The organism is Rhodococcus sp. BH5 (genome assembly GCF_027583855.1).
Lineage (GTDB): Bacteria > Actinomycetota > Actinomycetes > Mycobacteriales > Mycobacteriaceae > Rhodococcus_F > Rhodococcus_F qingshengii.
The window spans coordinates 160,208-178,004 of record NZ_JAJHVW010000004.1 but is presented as its reverse complement, the minus strand read 5'-3'; the positions used below and the strand labels follow the sequence as shown (position 1 = coordinate 178,004).

The window sequence follows — 17,797 nt, the reverse complement described above, 5'->3', positions numbered from 1 at the left end:
TTACGCGTAGTGGGGGGAGGCGCACTCTTTGCGTTTGTCGGACTATCCCGTCTTCTCCTGCTCGAACCCGTCGATCATTCCGAAATACTGCGAGATCGCTGCTGCCGCCATCTGTACGGGAGCGGCGTTCCGCTTGTCTATCGTGCCGCGAATCAAGGGCCCACAAATCGAGAGACCTACTGGCATGTGGTCGAGCACCCCGATTCGCGCACCGATACAGCCCATCCCGGAATTGCAGATTCCGAACGCAACTGAGTGTTGGCGAACGCCATTGGCGTTGTGCGACGATGCCACCGATCTGTTGCCGGCGCTCAACAGTGACTTCCCGATGGTCGACGCTTGCGCTGGGATACGTGAGCCGACGCGAGTCTGAAGGTCGGGGACCATCAGGCTCCCGATCTTCTGGATGTAGCGCACATGGTTTCCTTCCAACACCCCGAGGTGCACGGCGTGTCCAGTCACGAAATGTAATTGCTGAAGTAGGGGCGTAACCACTCGATCCACTTTGTTTCGATACAGCGAGAGCGCGCCCAGATCTCCTAGCTTGTCGCCTATCTCGTACTCGAGTCCTTCGCGGCGTAGCCAGTTCATCCTCACGAGTTTCAGTAGCATCCGGTGCACGGACGATCGCGGAATCCCGGTTCGGCGCGCCACCTCCCCCAATGTCAGCCGAGGCGCGTCACGAAAGCAGTCCACCACCACCGACAGTCTGTCGAGAGTTGACATGGGGATGGACTCTTCGGTGATCGGTCCGACCAACATCGATGTCTCCGTTCCGGTGGCCCGCCGCTTCGGCAGCCAACATTCGTTCCGCCCATCTGAGCTTCCGTGGACACACGACGCCAGTACGTTTCCCACGCAGCGGGAGATGCATCTGCATGGGCTCTCACCAGCACCTATACCGATGATCGGTCATGTTCGTTGAGCCCGAATCCATCCCTCGTCACAGTGATGACCCGAGCCCATCAGATCATGCGGCGCCGAGCAGAACGCTTCAAAATCAGGAGGACACATGAATGCTTCATCCCCGTCGACAGGCGTGATCATCACCGGCGGCGCATCCGGAATCGGATTGGCCTCCGCCCGCGCGCTCGCGGCGATCCGACGACCAGTCGCTCTCTGGGATATCGACGAGGCAAAAGCGGTCGATCAGGCAGCAGTGATCTCCTCCGAATTCGGCATCGACGCCATCGGAGTGGGAATCGATCTCACGAGAGCGGACGACTACGCGGCCGCATTGGCCACAACCCGTTCCTCACTTCCCTCCATCGGCGGACTTGTTCACTCCGCCGGGGTCGTCGATATCGGATCCCTCGAAGGAGTGACGCTCGACGTGTGGGAGACGGGTATCAACACCCATCTACGTCCGCTCATCCTGTTGGTTCAACAGTTGATGCCTGATTTCACGGCCAATCCCGGTTCGGCAATAGTCGGAATCGCTTCGATCAACGCAACTTTGGGCAATGCAATCAACCCTGTCTACTCCGCTGCAAAGGGTGGGATGTTGTCGATGGTCCGATCGCTGGCGGACCGACTGGGCCCGGACGGCATTCGGATCAACTGCGTCTCTCCCGGACAGATTCTGACCCCTCTGCTTCAGCCGACCGTAGACGCATTGGGTGACGGGGCATTCGAACGACGCATCCTCCTCGGCAGGCTCGGTCGCCCGGAGGAAATCGCACACGCTGTCCGCTTCCTGCTGTCCGACGAAGCAAGTTACATCACCGCAACGGAATTGGTTGTCGACGGCGGCAACGTCTCGTCGCAGCGTATGTGACTTGCCCAGAGATTTACACCCCTTCGACTGTCGTACAACGTCGCTCGGTCCAGCCCACCGGGTGCACTCACGAAAGGAAGAACATGACAATTGCGGATGTCAATGAATCGGAAGAGGTTCGCATCATCGACCAGGGAGAACCTCCCACTCGATTTGCCCGCGGATGGCACTGCCTCGGCCTCGCCAAGGACTACAGCGACGGGAACCCGCATTCCGTCGAAGCTTTCGGTACCAAACTGGTCGTCTTCTCCGACTCGCATGGCGAACTGAAGATCCTCGACGCGTACTGCCGTCACATGGGCGGCGACCTGAGTCAGGGCACGGTCAAGGGCGATTCGATCGCGTGCCCCTTCCACGACTGGAGGTGGGGAGGCAACGGTAAGTGCACCGCGATTCCCTATGCTCGACGTGTCCCCCCGCTTGCCAAGACCCGCGCTTGGACTGCGCTCGAACAAGACGGGCTGCTCTTCGTCTGGCACGACCCCGAAGGCAATCCGCCTCTTGCCGAAGTCGCTATACCGATCATCAAGTCTGCGGAGCACGAGTGGACCGATTGGGTCTGGAAGTCGATAGTCATCGATACGAACTGCCGAGAAATCGTCGACAACGTCGTTGACATGGCGCACTTCTTCTACGTGCACTTCTCGTTCCCCACCTATTTCAAGAACGTCTTCGAAGGACACGTCGCCATCCAGGAGCAGAGCGGCATCAACCGCGACGACATCGTGACCTGGACCGACCCCGACGTACCGAAGTTGGTGTCGAATCTTTCGACAGCGGCCTACCACGGACCGTCGTTCATGATCGACGACTTGCGCTACGTCTACGAGAACTTCACGACCGATTCGGTGCTGATCAACTGCCACTACCCGGTGAGCCCGAACAAATTCGTACTCATGTACGGCATTACCGTCCAGAAGTCCGCAGAGATGCCCGCCGAGTTCGCCGATCAACTTGTCGACGCGATGATCGGGTACATCGGTGTCGGGTTCGAGCAGGACATCGAGATCTGGAAGAACAAGACCCGCATCGACAATCCGCTGCTCTGCACCGAGGACGGTCCGGTATACCAACTGAGGCGGTGGTATGAACAGTTCTACGTGGACGTCGCCGACGTCACGCCCGAGATGGTCGACCGTTTCGAATTCGAGATGGACACAAGCAAACCCATCGAAGTGTGGAAGCAGGAAGTCGCTGACAACATCGCACGCAGGGCCGCCGCAGGAGTAGGGCAATGACCATGGAACCGCTGGACTGCGAGCGGTGCGGAACATACGTCCTCGTGGAGAAGAACAGCTGGCATCACACGTCGACCCAGTGGCGATCAGATTCGCGTACCGCATGTTTGGAGTACCGCGACGATGCTGAACCGCCGAGAATTCGATCCGGAAGTTGTTCCGCATTGAGAAATTCCATCAATCAGGCAGCTACCGACGGACGCATAACAGTTCCCGAATGACAATCGTCCTCGCGACCTGAAGGCTCACGTCATAGCGGCGGCCAACTGCTGAGACAACGTACCTTTGTTCTCCACCTCGACGGTGTCGCAGCCCTGCCAACGCGCAGTTCTCCGAAGGAGTTCCGCCAACCGCGGCGCAGTGTCGGCGTCCGCGGTGGGTTCGGCCCACGCCGCGCGGACAAGCAGTCGACGGTTCTGACGGTCGTTCTTCAGATCGACTCGGGCGCAGATCTTGTCGTCGATCAACACCGGGAGCACGTAGTATCCGTGAACTCGCTTGTGCGCCGGAGTGTAGATCTCGATCCGGTAGTGAAAGTCGAAGAGCCGCAACGCTCGATCGCGTGCCCACACTACCGGGTCGAAGGGTGACAACAGCGCATCCGCACGGATGGACCTGGGACGCTTCGCTCGCGGATCGATCCACACCTCCCTTGCCTTGCCTCGACGCTCCCAGCCGTCGACGGACACCCGGCGCACGCTGCCGGCGTCTTCGAGTTCCTGCAAGGCCGTTCGTGCTTCTGCGCTGGGCAGACGAAAGTAGTCGGCGATGTCGTCGAGGGTGCCGAGACCGTGTGCCTTCACACCCCGCAGCACCAGTTCGCGTATCGCCTCCGACCGCTCGACGTGTGCGTCGAGTATCTCGGGTGCAAGCATCTGCTCGGCCAGGCCGTAACGACGCTCGAAACCGGCGCGCCCCGCCGAGACCACCTCGCCCCAACGGAACAGCGTCTCGAGCCCGACCTTCACGTCGGACCACCCCCACCACGGACCGCGCCGCGTGTTCGCCTCGTGTTCGATCTCGCTCGCCGCCATCGGACCGTTGTCGCGCAACTCCTGCCGCAACCAATCGAGGAAGACGCGCCGATCGGAAGCCCACCCGTCCTTGTCACTCAACGCTTTGGCGCGAAACTGGTCCATCCGCCAGCGGAACAACGGCCACATGTCCACCGGCAAGAACGTTGCTTCGTGACCCCAGTATTCGAGGTATCCCGAACCGGGGGTGAAGGCAAGCTGATCGAGTCTGGATTTGTCGTATGCGCCCAATCGCGCATAAACGGGTAGGTAGTGACTGCGTTCGAAGACATTGACCGAGTCGATCTGCAGCACCTGCAGCCGGTCCATCACGCCGACCAGATTGCGACGCGTCACCGTCGTGGGATGCGATTTGCCGAATCCCTGAGCGGCAAGCGCTATGCGACGGGCAGCTGCCAGTGACACGACTTCGCTCATAGTGGGCCAGACTACGCACACCCACCGACACGCTTCAGGCGGCCGAAGCCCGACGGCCGAACAGTACTGCCGACATGAACACCTGCAACATGGCCGCGTTCTCTGCGGCAGCGTCGAACTTCATCATGCGGCCGACATCCGGGACCAGATTGAGCGCAGCGTGAACTACGAACTTCGCCTCTACTGCCGACAGCTCAGGACGAATCTCGCCGAGCACTCGCGCCCATTCGACCACGTAAAGCTTCTGGCGATTCTTCAGATCGCTTCGATGACTCGGCAGAAGGTTGTTCATCTCGGAGAAGTAGACCGACATCAATTCGTGCTGTGCAAACGACAACTCCACGTACATCGCCGACAGTGACCGGAGCACTTGTTCGTGCGAAGTCGCGGAGTCGAAGACCGCTGCCGTCGCCAAGTCCAAGCGATCTGCAGCTCGATAGAACACGGCGCCGAGAAGCTCTGCCTTGCTGGGAAAGTAGCGGTACATACCGGACGCGTTCAAGCCGGCGGCCGCGGCGATCTCTTCGATGCTGACGTCGTGATACCCGCGAGAGTCGAAAAGGCGCACGGCTTCCTGCAAGAGACGTTCACGTTTGTTCGTGGTCACGGTTCGAGGTAACGAGGACTGCTCCAAGCGGCTAGCGGTGATTGCACCCTCACCTTGATCTATCGCCAGACACGCGTCGAGCAGAACCTTCTCCATCGCTCGCTGGGGCAGCAACAGGTTATGGACGGTGATACTGCCGATGACGCTGAACATCGCTGCCACGACAAGGGTCTCGTCCCTCGCCGTCATCGCGGGTTCGGAGCGCGAAAGATGCCGGGCTACTCGGCGATTGACCGTACTGGCTTGCGCTCGAACGGATTTCCGATCATCGGTGTCGAGAAACCGGCTCTCCCAACGATAGATTCCGGCCGTACGCCGATTGCGGATCGTCGTTCGTATCACTGCAATCAGATCTTCGCGCAACCGCTGCGCATCGGTTGCCGCAGGCGCAACCGAAACGGCATCGAGGGCACTGGCGAGCGCTCCGGTCAACTCCAGTGCCGCGTGGCGGAACATCGCGTACTTGTTCGGAAAGTGCCGATAGAGCGCCGAACCCGAAATACCGACCGCCGACGCGATGTCGTCGACACTGACAGCAGGATATCCGCGCTCACTGAACGCGATTGCCGCTGCAGCCGCGATCTGCGCCTTGCGGTCCTTCGGTCGCCTCTTGACGGAGTCGGACCTCGGCTGCCGAACAATCCCATTCGACGTCTGCGCGTCGACGAACTGATCGTTCAGGCTCACCGTGTACCCCACTCTCCAGCCCTCACGCACAAAGCACTTCGATCCGCCTGCTCATCAGACGAGAATCAGCATAAGCATGATTCTGAAATCTCGTACACCGATTTCAGCACATCGCGCGTCTAGAGTTTCATACATGCAGGTAACGCTGCCTTTGATCAGAACACACCACTCGCCCTTCGCCACCTCCCCCGTTGCTTCCACCGAGAATCTTCGTTAACAAAACGTTGCCTGTGGCCACCAGCAGTGGGTAGGGTCACCGCTCGAAGCATCCAGCCCGCATCCACGAAGCAATCCGACTGACAGATTCGGAATATTCGTAAACATACACAGGATGTCGATATGAACAGTTCCGATATCTCCACGTCAATGAAGGAAACTCGGTCAACAGGGCTGACAGTTCGACGAGAATTTCGGTTCACATAATGCTTGCTTGGACACATATATGTGTGAGATGCTTCACAGGCAGTTCGCTCGACCGCCAGCGCTCGAACAGTTCGAACTCCGTGCCGAACACTGTTGATCTGCAAAGGAATTCAATTAGATGACGTACGAGCTGCCAGCCGCGAAGGGCCCGGTGCGAGACGTAGCGTTACAGGGGGGCTATCTGATCGGATTCTCGGTTCAGGCACTCTTCGGCCTGTTCACGGCAATCCTGCGCAGACGACTCTCATTGCACGAGACGGTTACTCAGACCCTGTTCATCGGTCGCGTCAGCACCGGCCCGTCGCTGTTTCTCATGATTCCGATCGGTGTATTCATCGCCGTCTCGGTCGGTGAACTGGCCGGCCGGATCGGAGCCGGTGGATATTCCGGAGCTGTCGTAGCTTTCATCATCGTCGGTCAGGCCGCGGCGCTGGTGTGCGCGTTGATGATGGCCGGTGTCGCAGGATCGGCGATCTGCACGGATTTGGGTTCACGAAAGATCCGGGAAGAGATCGACGCGATGGAAGTGATGGGCATCGACGTGATCGAGCGCCTCGTCGCACCGAGATTGGTTGCGGCAGTGATCGTCTCCCTTGCACTGTGTTCGATGGTCACCTTCGGCGGTGTGATCGCGTGCTTCCTGTACCACATCTACGTCCAGCATCTTCCGGCCGGAACGTTCATGGCAACGTTCAGTCAGTACGGGCGATCTTCCGACTTCGTCATGGCTTTGGTGAAGGCTGCGGTCTTCGGCATCGCTTCGACTTTGGTCGCCACCTTCAAAGGTCTACATGCAAAAGGTGGCCCACGCGGCGTTGCCGACGCAGTCAACGAAGCCGTGGTCATCGCGTTCGCGCTCGTCTTCATCGTGAACACAGTGTTGTCCGCGCTCTACACCGTAATCGTCCCGGCAGTCGGTGAATTCTGATGTCGCTCGTCGATCTCCGTGTTCGAGCACGTCAAGCGAGCAGACCCCTGCGAACCGCGGGCGACGGCCTCGTCTCCCTCGGTCAGCACGTCACTTTCTACGTCCGCACTATCGCATCGATCCCCTTTGCGCTCACCAAGTACCGCAAGCATGTACTCGGTCAGATCAGCGAGGTCAGCTTCGGCACGAATTCCTTGTTGTCCGGCGGCGGCACCATCGGGATCGTCTTCGCGATGTCGCTGGCCGCGGCGATGATGTTGGGCGTCGAGACCCACCGGGGCCTGGAGCTTGTCGGGATGACCTCGCTCTCCGGCATGCTGTCCGCGGTTGCCAACACCCGTGAACTGGCCCCTGTTGTCGTCGCGATCGCGTTGGCCGCCAAGGTCGGAACGGGTTTCACCGCCCAGATCGGGGCCATGCGTATCTCCGACGAAATCGACGCGCTGGACTCGATGGCGATCCGATCGATCCCCTTCCTCGCGGGTACCCGGGTGATCGCTGCCATGATCTGTGTCATCCCGATCTACATGATCGGACTCCTGGCCAGTTACCTCTCGACCCGACTGGTCGTCGTGTTCTTCAACGGCGCATCGGCCGGTACTTACGACTACTTCTTCCATCTGGCGATCTCTCCGCAGGATCTCCTGTACTCGGGTCTCAAGGCCGTGGTGTTCGCCGCTGTTGTCGCGCTGGTTCACTGCGCGTACGGCTACTATGCCTCCGGTGGTCCGGCCGGCGTCGGGCAAGCGGCCGGGCGCGCGCTCCGAACTGCGATCCTCGCGATCGGAATCCTCGACGTACTGATGACTTTCGCGCTGTGGGGCCTCGTGCCCCAGATCCCGGGAATGGGGGTCTGAGCCGTGGACAGACTCACTACACGCACGAAGATCGTGTACGCCCTTCGCGGCGCGATCGCCATAGTCGTAGCCGTCGCCGCCGCCGTGACAATGGTTCTACGCGGTTCGGGAAATCTCGAGCAGAGCACCGACATCTTCGTCGCTGTTCCAGCCACAGCCGGTCTCATCAGCGGTGAAGCTCCGGTTCGGTACCACGGCGTCAACGTCGGCCGAATCGGCGAAATCGAATCAGGAACCGCCGAATCCGTTGTGCAGTTGCAGATTCAGACCGATGACGCGTCGAAGATTCCCGCTGACGTGGTGGCTCGCGTTGTTCCACGCACGTTCTTCGGCGACATCTACATGCAGCTCGTGGACAGTCCGAATGAGCAGGGCCAGACGACTCTGGCGGACGGAGACGAGATCCACATGGACGACGGTCCCGAAGCCGTTGCGCTCTACGACGTGTACACCAAGTTGGTGGGCGTCCTCACTGCGATGCAGCCCGAGAAGTTGCAGACAGCCCTGACTGCGCTGGGCCAGGCGCTCGACGGAAACGGAGCCGAGATCGGTACCACGATAGACAATCTCAGTGCCGCGTCCGGCGTACTGACACCCGCCGCACACCAATTCCTCGAATCGACACCCGAATTCAAGTCGGTCGTCGACGCGTTGGACCGTGCGACCCCCGACATTCTCGATACCTTGGCAGCCGCCACAACTGTCTCGAACGACATGGTCGCCAACAGAGCGAATCTCGAGTCCTCGATCGGCGCGGCCGCAGTCTTCGCCGCTACCGTCGACGATTTTGTCGGGGCGAACAACCGAAACATCATCACTGTGATCGATTCCGCCGGAAAGATACTCGCAACCACCGCGGCCAATCCCGGAGGACTGCGTTCCACCCTCGCGAATGCCAGTACGTTCGGCGCCGCGGGCGCTCGGGTCTTCGCCACCGGAAAGTTCGACATCACAGCAGTTGCCACGTTCGCCGAACCGCTCCCATACACGGGTGATGATTGCCCGCAGTACGGTGACTCGCGCGGAGCACAGTGTTCGGGCTCCAACCTGACGCCTGAACAACCCGTCAGTGCCCCGGTCGTGGGCGGCGTAGCCGAAGCGGCCCCCCTGCGGTACCTCGAAGATCAACTACTGGGCGGATCGCCGGAACCCTCGGATACCCCCAACCCGGCAACAACACTGATGTTGGGGCCGATGGTCAGAGGTAACGAGGTGACCGTCCCGTGAAGGTCCGTCCTGGCCAGGTAATTCGGTTGTCACTCTTCTGTCTCACCGGCGTCGCCTGCGCGTCGTTCGTGGCGAACACGTTGTCGGTCCCGGTTCGCGGAAGCACCGATTCGTACTCGTTCGAGTTCACCGACGTCGAAGGACTCAACCCGGGCAACCCGGTCACCATGTCGGGTGTGCGTATCGGCCGCGTGGACTCGGTTGCGTTCGCCGACAACGGAGGCGGGACGAGCAAGGCGATCGTCGACGTCGAAATCGAGTCGCGATATTCCCTCGAGTCGGATGTCCGTGCCGCCGTGCGCTACGGCGACATGCTCGGTGCTCGATATCTGGCACTGACGCAGGACGACAGCGCAACAACGGTATCCGCACGACAGCTCGAACCAGGTGACACGATACCGCTGGCGCAGACAACACCGCCGATCAACTTGACGGCCCTGATGAACGGGTTCAAACCGTTGTTCGCCGCGCTGCAGCCCGAGCAGGTCAACACGCTCACGCGAAGTTTTGTCGAAACCTTCAACGGCCAGGGCCAGGCAATGACCACCCTGCTCGACCAGATCGCGACCATGAGTTCCGGCCTGGTCGACCGTCAGGACGTCTTCGCGCAACTACTCACGAACATGAACACTCTTCTCACCTCCGTCGACGAGCGTCAACCCGAATTGGTCGGTCTGTTGGACGGTTTGAACGATCTGAGTACTTCCGTCGTCGGGCAGAACGATCAACTGGTCTCGCTCTTGGATCAGGGAAACCGCACTGTCTCGTCGTTGGCTCAGATCATGGCCGGGTCGAACGGTGCATTCGGTCAGACCGTGCAACAACTCGAAAGTGTCACCGGGAGTTGGATTGCGAGCACCGACGAGTTCAACAGACTTCTCGTCAACCTTCCCCAGTTCGCCGACGCCGCCAACCGGATCGGAAGTTACGGAAGTTTCATCAGCCTGTATCTGTGCAATTTCACTCTGAAGGCAGGCGACATGGAAGCCAACATCTTCGGTCCGACACACTCGCCGGTGTGCTCATGATGTTCCTGGTCAAGCTGATCGACGTGTTCGTCGGCATCATGCTCTTCCTGTTCAAAGGGGATCGCCGTCGCAGCGGTAGCGGCACCGCTCTCGCCCTGGGCAGTCTCGGAATCTTCGTTCTGGTGGTGGGACTCGGCGCCGCCTTGGGCATTCCGAAGCTCTGGTACAACGTACGCACGTCGGCATACACAGCCGAGTTAGCCAATGCCAGCGGGCTTTCCGACACCGATCCGGTTTACGTGGCCGGGGTTCCCGCGGGCCGAGTGGATTCGATCGACCTTGCCGGCGACCACGTCGTCGTCAACTTCCGCTTGGACAAGGACCAGCCTTTGGGAAACCAGAGCACGGCGACGGTCAGGCTCAAGACGGTCCTCGGCAAGCGCTACCTGGAGATCGTGCCGGCCGGAGTGGTCGACGACTCCGAGGCGCGGGTCATCCCGCTCTCCCGCACAACCGTGCCGTACAGCCTCGACGACGTCAGCAGTGATGCCACCACTGCGGCAACAGGCGTCGACCTACAGGCGATGGAGTCCATGATGAACACCCTTTCGCAGGTGATTCCCACTGATTCCGATCAGGTGGGCCGGGCTCTGGCCGGAATCAGCGGCGCCTCGGCGGCTTTCGCGCAGAACAGTGAACAGATCGACCAGATTCTCATCATGTCTCGTGAGCTGTCGGACATGGCTGCGGCACAAACCGATTCGATCGTCGGTACTGCGGCCAATGCTCAGACGATCGTTCGAACTCTTGCGATGCGCAAGGACGCACTGACTCAGCTGGTCGACAACCTGACAATCATCATCTCGAAGCTCTCCACCACTTTCGTCGATCGTCAGGACGAGTTCGGAGCCATGACCGACAACCTCGTCGCGGTCACCACCACGCTGAAGAACAACGCAGATCAGATCGACCTGCTGTTGACTCGTCTTCCTTCCGCGCTGCGTTCGGTCACCGATTCAACCGGCACCGGCAATTGGACCGACGTCAACGCGCCGGCGGCCGTGATCCCGGACAATCTGCTCTGCGCGCTCGGCATCATGGAGGGCTGCAAGTGAATACACGAAAAGCCGTCACGGCCATGCTGGTAGTGACCTTGGCGATCGCCCTGCCCGGTTGGTACATATTCGGACGAACAGATCAGTCCAAGACCGTCTACGCCGATTTCAGCTACGTCGGCGGAATCTACGAGGGAAGCAAGGTCACCGTCCTCGGAGTCGGCGTCGGGACGGTCACGTCGGTGGAACCTCGCGGAACTTCTGTTCGAGTAGCGATGTCGATGCCCGACTCCGTGGACCTGCCCGCCGACGCCTCGGCCTATGTCCTCAATCCATCGGTGATCAGCGATCGACACATCGAACTCGGCCCGGCGTACACCGGCGGAGAGACACTGAAAGACGGCGACCAGATTCCGATCGAACGTGCCCACTCCCCCATAGATTTCGACGGCTTGATGGGAAGCGTCAGCACTTTGGCCGACGCATTTGCCGGGGATGGGGGCAATCTCGGCGATCTCGTGAGCCGCGGCGCCGCCGGGTGGCAGGGCCAGGGCGATCAATTCAACACCGCAATTCGCAACCTCAGCACAGCAACCGGAGTTGTCGGCGCTCGGTCGGAAGACATCGGTGCCCTTGTCGACAATCTCAACACTTTGATGAATGCTCTGGACGCACGGCAGGTCAGCCTCGACGAACTTGTCGGCGACCTCGGCGTCCTGGGTGATCAATGGGCGAGCCAGAACATGGACATCTCACAGCCTCTGCAGGATCTGCAGGTGGTCTTCGACCAGTTGAACAGTTTCATGACAACTCACGGCGATGATGTCGGTGCCATAGCCGACAACGTGCGAGTTCTCGGTGACACTCTGGCTGCCAAAGAACCCGGCCTCGCCGAGTTCATGGACCTGGTGCCGTTGATGATGCAGAACCTCTCCCAGACAATCGGTCCTGATCAGCGCGGGCGCATTCGGCTCAACGTCTCGACTGCATTGACTCAGTTCGCGGTGGCGAAACCGCTGTGCGACACCTACAAGTTGCCGATCTGCACCGGAGCCGGGTTCACGAATCCGATTTCCTTCCCCCTCAGCACTTCTGATCCGCTCGGCATCGCCTCCGCGATTTCCGGCGGAGCCGTCCCCGGAGGTGGCAATTGACGCGGCAATCGGTTCGAATAATCGCCGGTATCGTGATCATCGGTGTGGGTTCTGCGGCCGTGCTCGCCTTCGGCGGCTGTAGCGCAGGCATTCAAGACCTACCCCTGGGTCGTTCGGCCGACGGTGACGCGTACAACGTGGCGCTGCAGCTGGCCGGCGCCGACGGCCTGGTGTTGGGAGCAGACGTCCGCAGCGGCCAGAAAGTCATCGGTCGAGTATCCGCGCTGTCAGCCGATGTCGTCGGAGCCGATGTGACTCTGAGTCTGGACGCCGCGACGCCATTGCCCGACAACGTCGAAGCTTCCGTCGAACTCCCGTCCGCACTTGGCAATCCGTTCATCAGACTCTTGGTGCCGGAAGTTCCGTCCGGCTCCACGCTCAGCGACGGAGACACAATTCCGGAGTCTCGCACCGAGATCGGTCCGCAGGTCGAAAGTGCGCTTGCCACCCTCGGCACGGTTCTGACCGGAAGCGGCATCGACCAACTCGATACCGTGGTGCGCGAGCTGAACACCGCGTTTTCCGGGCGCTCCGGTGAAGTTCGTTCTCTGACCGAGACCCTCACCTCGCTCATGGCAGAGGCAAGCAGTCACCGCAGCGAGTTCGACGAGGCCGTCGACCTCGCTGCCCGGGTCTCCTCCCAACTGGCCGGCCAACGCGTAGTTGTCGACAACTACCTCGATTCCGTTCCACAGGTGGTGTCGATTCTCGTGGGACAGAAGGATCAGATTGCGAGCCTGTTGAACTCGACCGTTCAGCTCGCCACCAACGCAAACACCATTCTCGACTCGTCTCCCAACGGCCTCGACGCGATGCTGCACGATGCGTCGACCGTTGTCGGGACTCTGGATTCGTTCAACTCGGAGATCGGCCAGACGCTGACGAACATGAACGGGTTGCTCGAAAACTTCACCGGTGCAGTGCAGGGCGACTACCTCGTTTTCGACGGCGCCCTGGATATTCCGGGAACGATCGACAAGCTCTGGAGCGGCGGTATGGCCGGTCAATCGATCGCACCAGCGGGAACTCTCACCGATCTACTTCAGGGAGGTCTGCGTTGAGTCGCCTTGCGCTTGTTCAACTTGTCCTGTTCGCTCTGATCGCTGCTGTGGTCATCCCTTTCGGGATCGTCTACGTGGTCGGCCCTCAGGGTTTCGGGGGTCAAATCCGGCTGCACGCCAACATGTCCGACGCCTTCGGACTGACCAAGGGCACGGTCGTCACGTATCGCGGCGTACAGGTGGGGAAAGTGAGTGAAGTCGAACTCGACGCAGGCACCCGCACGGCTCGGGTGGAACTCTCACTCAACGACAACACCGAGATACCTACCGACAGCGTCGCCAAGGTGACGATGGGGACCGCAGCCGGAATTCAGAATGTCGACATCTACCCCAACACAGACCACGGCCCGTATCTTAGGGACGGCGACGAGATCGCCATGCCCGCGGATCAGCAACCGGTCCAGATGAGCCAGTTGATGCTTCAGGCGTCCGGTGTCTTGGAAGGGATTGATCCACAAGCGATCAGCGACATCGGGACCGAGCTGGGGAATTCGTTCAACGGGCTCGGCCCGAGCTTGGCGACGATGATCGACAACGGTGGGACCATGTCGGCGCAGTTGAACGACCAGTCGGCCGAACTCGCTGCGCTGCTGTCGCGAACCTCCACGTTGGTGGACTCCATGGCGACACAATCGGATTCGTTCGTCCGGGGAATGGCAGCTGCCAAGAACTTCACCGAACAACTCGAATCCAATGCGCCGGTGCTGATCTACCTCACCGATCATTCGCCCGCCGCCCTGAACAGCGCTCAACAGTTGTTCGACAAGTACCACAACACTTTCGGAGCGGTCCTGGCCAATCTCGTCACTGTCGCACCGATCATCTCCGACCGCACAGAGGCCCTGGAAACCGGACTTGTCACGATTCCTGAAGGTCTCGCCAAACTGGCATCCATCGTCAAAGGCGATCGCGCCGACTTTGCCTTGGTTGCGACCCAGGGGCCGGTCTGCAACTACGACACCCCTCGGCGTGAGGTCGGCGATCTGTCTCCCACCAGTCCGAGTCTGGCGATGTACTGTCCCCCCGCCGACGACCTCGTCCAACGCGGAGCACAGAATGCTCCGCGTCCGAACGACCTCGGTTTGCAGAACTCGACCGTCCCGGGCACTCCGATCGGACCGCCCGTCGTCGCAGATCCGATTCTCGTCCCGACCGGAGTCGACGCCCTGAACTACTGGAGATTGATGTTGGAAGGACTGGGAAATGGCACACGGTGACAACGCACTACTCGACGAGACAGAAGCCGAGGTGGCCGAACATCCGACTTCTCCGTCGCTACTTCACCGCCTGAAGGAGCCACGCAACGCACTGATCTCACTAATGGCGGTAGCGCTGGTCGCAGCATTGGCGGTGCTCGGATTCCAGATGTACTCGGCGAATCAGGAAGACACGCTGCGGCAGGAGGCTTTGGACACCGCACGGGATTACTCAACCATCATGTCCTCCTTCGATTATCAGAACCTCGATGTCAACAAGGACACCATCGCCTCGATGTCGACCGACGAGTTTGCCGGCACCTACCGAACGATGGTGGATTCCCTGAGGGAAGTCGTTGCCGGGGGCCAAGGCCAGGCGAGCGCGACGGCGACAGACGTCGGCATCGGATCACTGGACGATTCGTCGGCCAAGGTGCTCGTGTTCGTCGACCAACAAGCCAAGAATGTCGCAGCGCCAGAGGGAAACACACAGAAGTACCGCATGGTCGTGTCCCTGGTCCGCTCGGGCGACCGGTGGCTCGTGAGCAACGTCGAGACCAAGTAACTCACCACACGCGGAGGAAGATCCATGCCCACTCACTACCTGGATTCGGAAAAGTCCGAGTCGTCGCTTCGCACCGATCAGACACGCATCACCATCACGGCCGAGCGTAGACGGTGGGCACGTAAGCCCGCACACATCACCGACGCACTCGATTTCTGGTCGTTCGCCGGAGCCGCTGCCAACGTCATCCTGCAACTCGGTTGGCCCGAGGTGGCGTACGGCGTCATGGAGAGCAAGGTCGAATCGGGTGCTCTGACAGCGCATCCGTGGAAGCGTGCACGAACCACGACGCAGTACCTGACGGTCGCGATCCTGGGTGACGAGGAAGAGCGAAAGGCTTACCGCGAGGCCGTGAACTCGGTGCACCGACATGTGAAGTCGGATTCAAACAGCCCGGTCAAGTACAACGCCTTCAATCGCGAACTCCAATTATGGGTTGCTGCATGCCTGTTCATCGGTTTCGAGGACAGTCATCAGTTGCTGCACGGCAAGATGTCCGATGAACAGGCGGAGTCGTTCTACAAGTCCGCGTCAACTTTGGGAACGACGCTGCAGGTCACCGAAGAGATGTGGCCGGCCACACGTGCCGACTTCGAGCGCTACTGGAACCTCGGTTGCGAACGCGTCGTCATCGACGAACGCACCAAGCAGTACCTGATCGACTTGGTCAACCTACAGATGATCGCGTGGCCGATACGCCTGGTGTTCCGAAACTTGTTGCGGTTCCTGACGGTCGGATTCCTTCCACCGATCTACCGCGACCAACTCGATCTCGAGTGGACCGAAGACGATCGCCGCCGGTTCGAACACCTCTTCATTTTCGTGTCGTTCGTCAACAGGTTCATCCCACGCTCCGTTCGTCAGGCCGGCAACACCATTCAGATGCGCGACATTCGCCGCCGGATCAAGGCGAGCAAGAATCTCGTCTGAGCCAGCGGCGCGTTATTCGTTGTCAATTCTGCTGCCCTACAGGTAAATCGGGCCGGTCGGTCGACAACAGATCACGGCTGGACATGGGTTCCAGCACGACTGGAAACCGGGTCGAAAAGCCGACAAACCGGGCTGATTGAGTGTCACATTCGCCGCATATCGACGCCGTCGAGGCACGTTTAAGGTGACTTACATCACATTTTATCTCGTTTATGTAACGCCGGGAGAGGTGGCATATCGCCATGCGACCTGGGAAAACACTCTTTGATGCATTTCTGTTGCACAAACATGTGTCGACACGCCGACCCGTGACCAATCCGTAATCATCTCTTATGGTTGGTGACAGCCCGATCAACCGGGCATTACCGAATCGCCACCGCCCGTCCCACCCCGCGGTTCGGACTCGACAACATTCCTAGTGGTGGGAGCGGAGCTGAGACGGTCACCGTCCTCCGTCGGCGGGACTCGAGAGGATTTACCAAAAATGACCAAGACCACCGTTACCCGTGCACTTGCCTCTGTCGCCGCAGCCGGAGCCCTCGCAGCCGGAGCCCTCGGATTGAGCGCAGGCACCGCATCCGCAGCCACCCACGACTGGTCGGGTGTCGCAGAATGCGAATCTTCGGGCAACTGGGCCGCGAACACCGGAAACGGCTACTACGGCGGACTCCAGTTCAGCCAGAGCACGTGGGAGGCCTACGGCGGAGCGGGCAGCGCCGCCAACGCCAGCCAGGCAGAACAGGTCCGCGTTGCTGAAAACGTCCTTGCCGGTCAGGGCGCCGGCGCGTGGCCGGTGTGCGGACAGTACCTCCGCTGACCCCAGTTCGAGTAGTGCGTCACTGCCCGGTGTTCGTCGAGAATTCGACGAACACCGGGCAGTGTTGTATACCGATACCTATTTCCCACCACCACTACTGTTGAAAGATGTTACAGCGGTGCGTGATCCGTCGGGATGCCGCGGAGCGAGCGAGGTATATCGACTCGCCTTCCGATCCCCCATCATCCCTCGAAGAGCCATCCACAATTTTTGGGCCGTCCTTGCCAACCGGTTGTGAGAACTGACCGGCGCAGCCGTAGAAGCGTACGGGATGGGGTCCTTACGCACGTAGTGCTCCATAACCCCAGCGTAGCCGTGTTTCGATGCCGAAATGTTCGTTTTCAATCGCTACCTCGCATCCCTCACGGCGACCGAACAAATCGATCCGGCGCACTCGATGGCCCATCCTTGACCAGGCGTGCAAACCGGTCGGGTAAATCGCGTGGCCCGAACACTTCTCGACCACTGTGTGACAAGAGGCGGTCAACGCTCCACCACTCGGAGTGCTCGACCAGCTCGGCGGCCAGCGCTTCGCGCCCCAACGACCCACAGGGCTCGAATACGGTCGCCACCGGCACGAGGAAGTAGTCGTTGATCGCACCGCCCCAACCCGGCAATATCGCCGGGTCACGGATCTCCTCATGCCACACATGGGTGGCTGCGCCGTAGTCGCGCAAGCCGATCTCCTCGTCCAATTCGCGCGCGAGCGCCTCGGACGGGGTTTCGTCTCCTTCCAAGCCTCCGCCCGCAGGACACCAGACCGTCAGCCCACCCCCGGGCGCGATGAATCGGTAAAGCAGAAGACGGGACTGGTCGTCAACGACCAACCCCCTGGCCGAATGCCTCAGACGCATGA

General features: G+C 60.3%; 16 protein-coding genes and 1 pseudogene. 13 read left to right on the top strand and 4 right to left on the bottom strand.

The window, feature by feature from the left end:
• Positions 1 to 42 precede the first annotated feature (42 nt).
• A complete protein-coding gene (locus RhoBH5_RS12585) occupies positions 43 to 762 on the bottom strand; it encodes an IclR family transcriptional regulator (protein ID WP_007734248.1) in 720 nt (239 codons plus the stop codon).
• 250 nt (positions 763 to 1,012) lie between these two features.
• Here RhoBH5_RS12585 and RhoBH5_RS12580 point away from each other — a divergent pair, with 250 nt between their 5' ends.
• Both RhoBH5_RS12580 and RhoBH5_RS12575 read left to right on the top strand, forming a co-directional pair.
• Entirely contained in the window at positions 1,013 to 1,777 is a 765-nt protein-coding gene (locus RhoBH5_RS12580; protein WP_058039200.1) for an SDR family NAD(P)-dependent oxidoreductase, read from the top strand.
• A gap of 83 nt (positions 1,778 to 1,860) precedes the next feature.
• Positions 1,861 to 3,015 carry a Rieske 2Fe-2S domain-containing protein gene (locus RhoBH5_RS12575; protein WP_269613097.1) on the top strand — a complete coding sequence of 385 codons (1,155 nt, stop codon included), beginning with the start codon at positions 1,861 to 1,863 and terminating at the stop codon, positions 3,013 to 3,015.
• 245 nt (positions 3,016 to 3,260) lie between these two features.
• Here the strand turns inward: RhoBH5_RS12575 and RhoBH5_RS12570 are convergent, their stop codons facing one another.
• Together RhoBH5_RS12570 and RhoBH5_RS12565 are read right to left on the bottom strand one after the other, a co-directional pair.
• Positions 3,261 to 4,466, bottom strand: a complete 1,206-nt coding sequence (locus RhoBH5_RS12570) for a winged helix-turn-helix domain-containing protein (protein WP_007734244.1) — start codon at positions 4,464 to 4,466, stop codon at positions 3,261 to 3,263.
• Positions 4,467 to 4,500: 34 nt separating this feature from the next.
• Positions 4,501 to 5,760: a TetR/AcrR family transcriptional regulator gene (locus RhoBH5_RS12565; RefSeq protein ID WP_270008372.1), complete on the bottom strand. Its 1,260-nt coding sequence runs from the start codon at positions 5,758 to 5,760 to the stop codon at positions 4,501 to 4,503.
• Between the two features lie 541 nt (positions 5,761 to 6,301).
• Here RhoBH5_RS12565 and RhoBH5_RS12560 point away from each other — a divergent pair.
• The 11 genes and pseudogenes from RhoBH5_RS12560 to RhoBH5_RS12510 all read left to right on the top strand — a co-directional run.
• Positions 6,302 to 7,111 carry an MlaE family ABC transporter permease gene (locus tag RhoBH5_RS12560; protein ID WP_270008371.1) on the top strand — a complete coding sequence of 270 codons (810 nt, stop codon included), beginning with the start codon at positions 6,302 to 6,304 and terminating at the stop codon, positions 7,109 to 7,111.
• Positions 7,111 to 7,968 carry an MlaE family ABC transporter permease gene (locus RhoBH5_RS12555; protein ID WP_003945491.1) on the top strand — a complete coding sequence of 286 codons (858 nt, stop codon included), beginning with the start codon at positions 7,111 to 7,113 and terminating at the stop codon, positions 7,966 to 7,968. Before RhoBH5_RS12560 ends, RhoBH5_RS12555 begins: the two co-directional genes overlap by 1 nt.
• 3 nt (positions 7,969 to 7,971) lie before the next feature.
• The gene (locus RhoBH5_RS12550; protein ID WP_007734237.1) at positions 7,972 to 9,195 is read left to right on the top strand and encodes an MCE family protein; all 1,224 of its coding nucleotides are present in this window, start codon (positions 7,972 to 7,974) and stop codon (positions 9,193 to 9,195) included.
• On the top strand, positions 9,192 to 10,223 hold the full coding sequence (locus tag RhoBH5_RS12545) for an MCE family protein (protein ID WP_042449469.1): 1,032 nt from the start codon (positions 9,192 to 9,194) through the stop codon (positions 10,221 to 10,223). Before RhoBH5_RS12550 ends, RhoBH5_RS12545 begins: the two co-directional genes overlap by 4 nt.
• Entirely contained in the window at positions 10,223 to 11,278 is a 1,056-nt protein-coding gene (locus RhoBH5_RS12540; protein ID WP_007734231.1) for an MCE family protein, read from the top strand. Before RhoBH5_RS12545 ends, RhoBH5_RS12540 begins: the two co-directional genes overlap by 1 nt.
• Complete coding sequence (locus RhoBH5_RS12535; RefSeq protein WP_003945762.1) at positions 11,275 to 12,372, top strand: MCE family protein; 1,098 nt, start codon at positions 11,275 to 11,277, stop codon at positions 12,370 to 12,372. Before RhoBH5_RS12540 ends, RhoBH5_RS12535 begins: the two co-directional genes overlap by 4 nt.
• Positions 12,373 to 12,404: 32 nt before the next feature.
• Positions 12,405 to 13,433, top strand: a complete 1,029-nt coding sequence (locus RhoBH5_RS12530) for an MCE family protein (RefSeq protein ID WP_228401890.1) — start codon at positions 12,405 to 12,407, stop codon at positions 13,431 to 13,433.
• Positions 13,430 to 14,650, top strand: coding sequence for an MlaD family protein (locus RhoBH5_RS12525; protein WP_047269602.1), 1,221 nt, complete (start codon positions 13,430 to 13,432; stop codon positions 14,648 to 14,650). Before RhoBH5_RS12530 ends, RhoBH5_RS12525 begins: the two co-directional genes overlap by 4 nt.
• Positions 14,637 to 15,194, top strand: coding sequence for a hypothetical protein (locus RhoBH5_RS12520; RefSeq protein ID WP_047269603.1), 558 nt, complete (start codon positions 14,637 to 14,639; stop codon positions 15,192 to 15,194). The genes RhoBH5_RS12525 and RhoBH5_RS12520 overlap by 14 nt, the downstream gene beginning before the upstream one ends.
• A 24-nt stretch (positions 15,195 to 15,218) precedes the next feature.
• Positions 15,219 to 16,124 carry an oxygenase MpaB family protein gene (locus RhoBH5_RS12515; RefSeq protein ID WP_047269604.1) on the top strand — a complete coding sequence of 302 codons (906 nt, stop codon included), beginning with the start codon at positions 15,219 to 15,221 and terminating at the stop codon, positions 16,122 to 16,124.
• Positions 16,125 to 16,608: 484 nt separating this feature from the next.
• A pseudogene (locus RhoBH5_RS12510) lies at positions 16,609 to 16,935 on the top strand (transglycosylase family protein); the annotation flags it as partial.
• Between the two features lie 368 nt (positions 16,936 to 17,303).
• Here RhoBH5_RS12510 and RhoBH5_RS12505 read toward each other — a convergent pair.
• A complete protein-coding gene (locus RhoBH5_RS12505) occupies positions 17,304 to 17,795 on the bottom strand; it encodes an NUDIX domain-containing protein (RefSeq protein ID WP_270008370.1) in 492 nt (163 codons plus the stop codon).
• Positions 17,796 to 17,797 lie beyond the last annotated feature (2 nt).

Bases quoted from the DNA above. Each gene is read 5' to 3' on its own strand.
- RhoBH5_RS12580 (WP_058039200.1), top strand. From the start codon at position 1,013: ATGAATGCTTCATCCCCGTCGACAGGCGTGATCATCACCGGCGGCGCA.
- RhoBH5_RS12560 (WP_270008371.1), top strand. From the start codon at position 6,302: ATGACGTACGAGCTGCCAGCCGCGAAGGGCCCGGTGCGAGACGTAGCG.
- RhoBH5_RS12520 (WP_047269603.1), top strand. From the start codon at position 14,637: ATGGCACACGGTGACAACGCACTACTCGACGAGACAGAAGCCGAGGTG.
- RhoBH5_RS12585 (WP_007734248.1), bottom strand. From the start codon at position 762: ATGTTGGTCGGACCGATCACCGAAGAGTCCATCCCCATGTCAACTCTC.
- RhoBH5_RS12540 (WP_007734231.1), top strand. From the start codon at position 10,223: ATGTTCCTGGTCAAGCTGATCGACGTGTTCGTCGGCATCATGCTCTTC.
- RhoBH5_RS12575 (WP_269613097.1), top strand. From the start codon at position 1,861: ATGACAATTGCGGATGTCAATGAATCGGAAGAGGTTCGCATCATCGAC.
- RhoBH5_RS12515 (WP_047269604.1), top strand. From the start codon at position 15,219: ATGCCCACTCACTACCTGGATTCGGAAAAGTCCGAGTCGTCGCTTCGC.
- RhoBH5_RS12570 (WP_007734244.1), bottom strand. From the start codon at position 4,466: ATGAGCGAAGTCGTGTCACTGGCAGCTGCCCGTCGCATAGCGCTTGCC.
- RhoBH5_RS12505 (WP_270008370.1), bottom strand. From the start codon at position 17,795: ATGCGTCTGAGGCATTCGGCCAGGGGGTTGGTCGTTGACGACCAGTCC.
- RhoBH5_RS12555 (WP_003945491.1), top strand. From the start codon at position 7,111: ATGTCGCTCGTCGATCTCCGTGTTCGAGCACGTCAAGCGAGCAGACCC.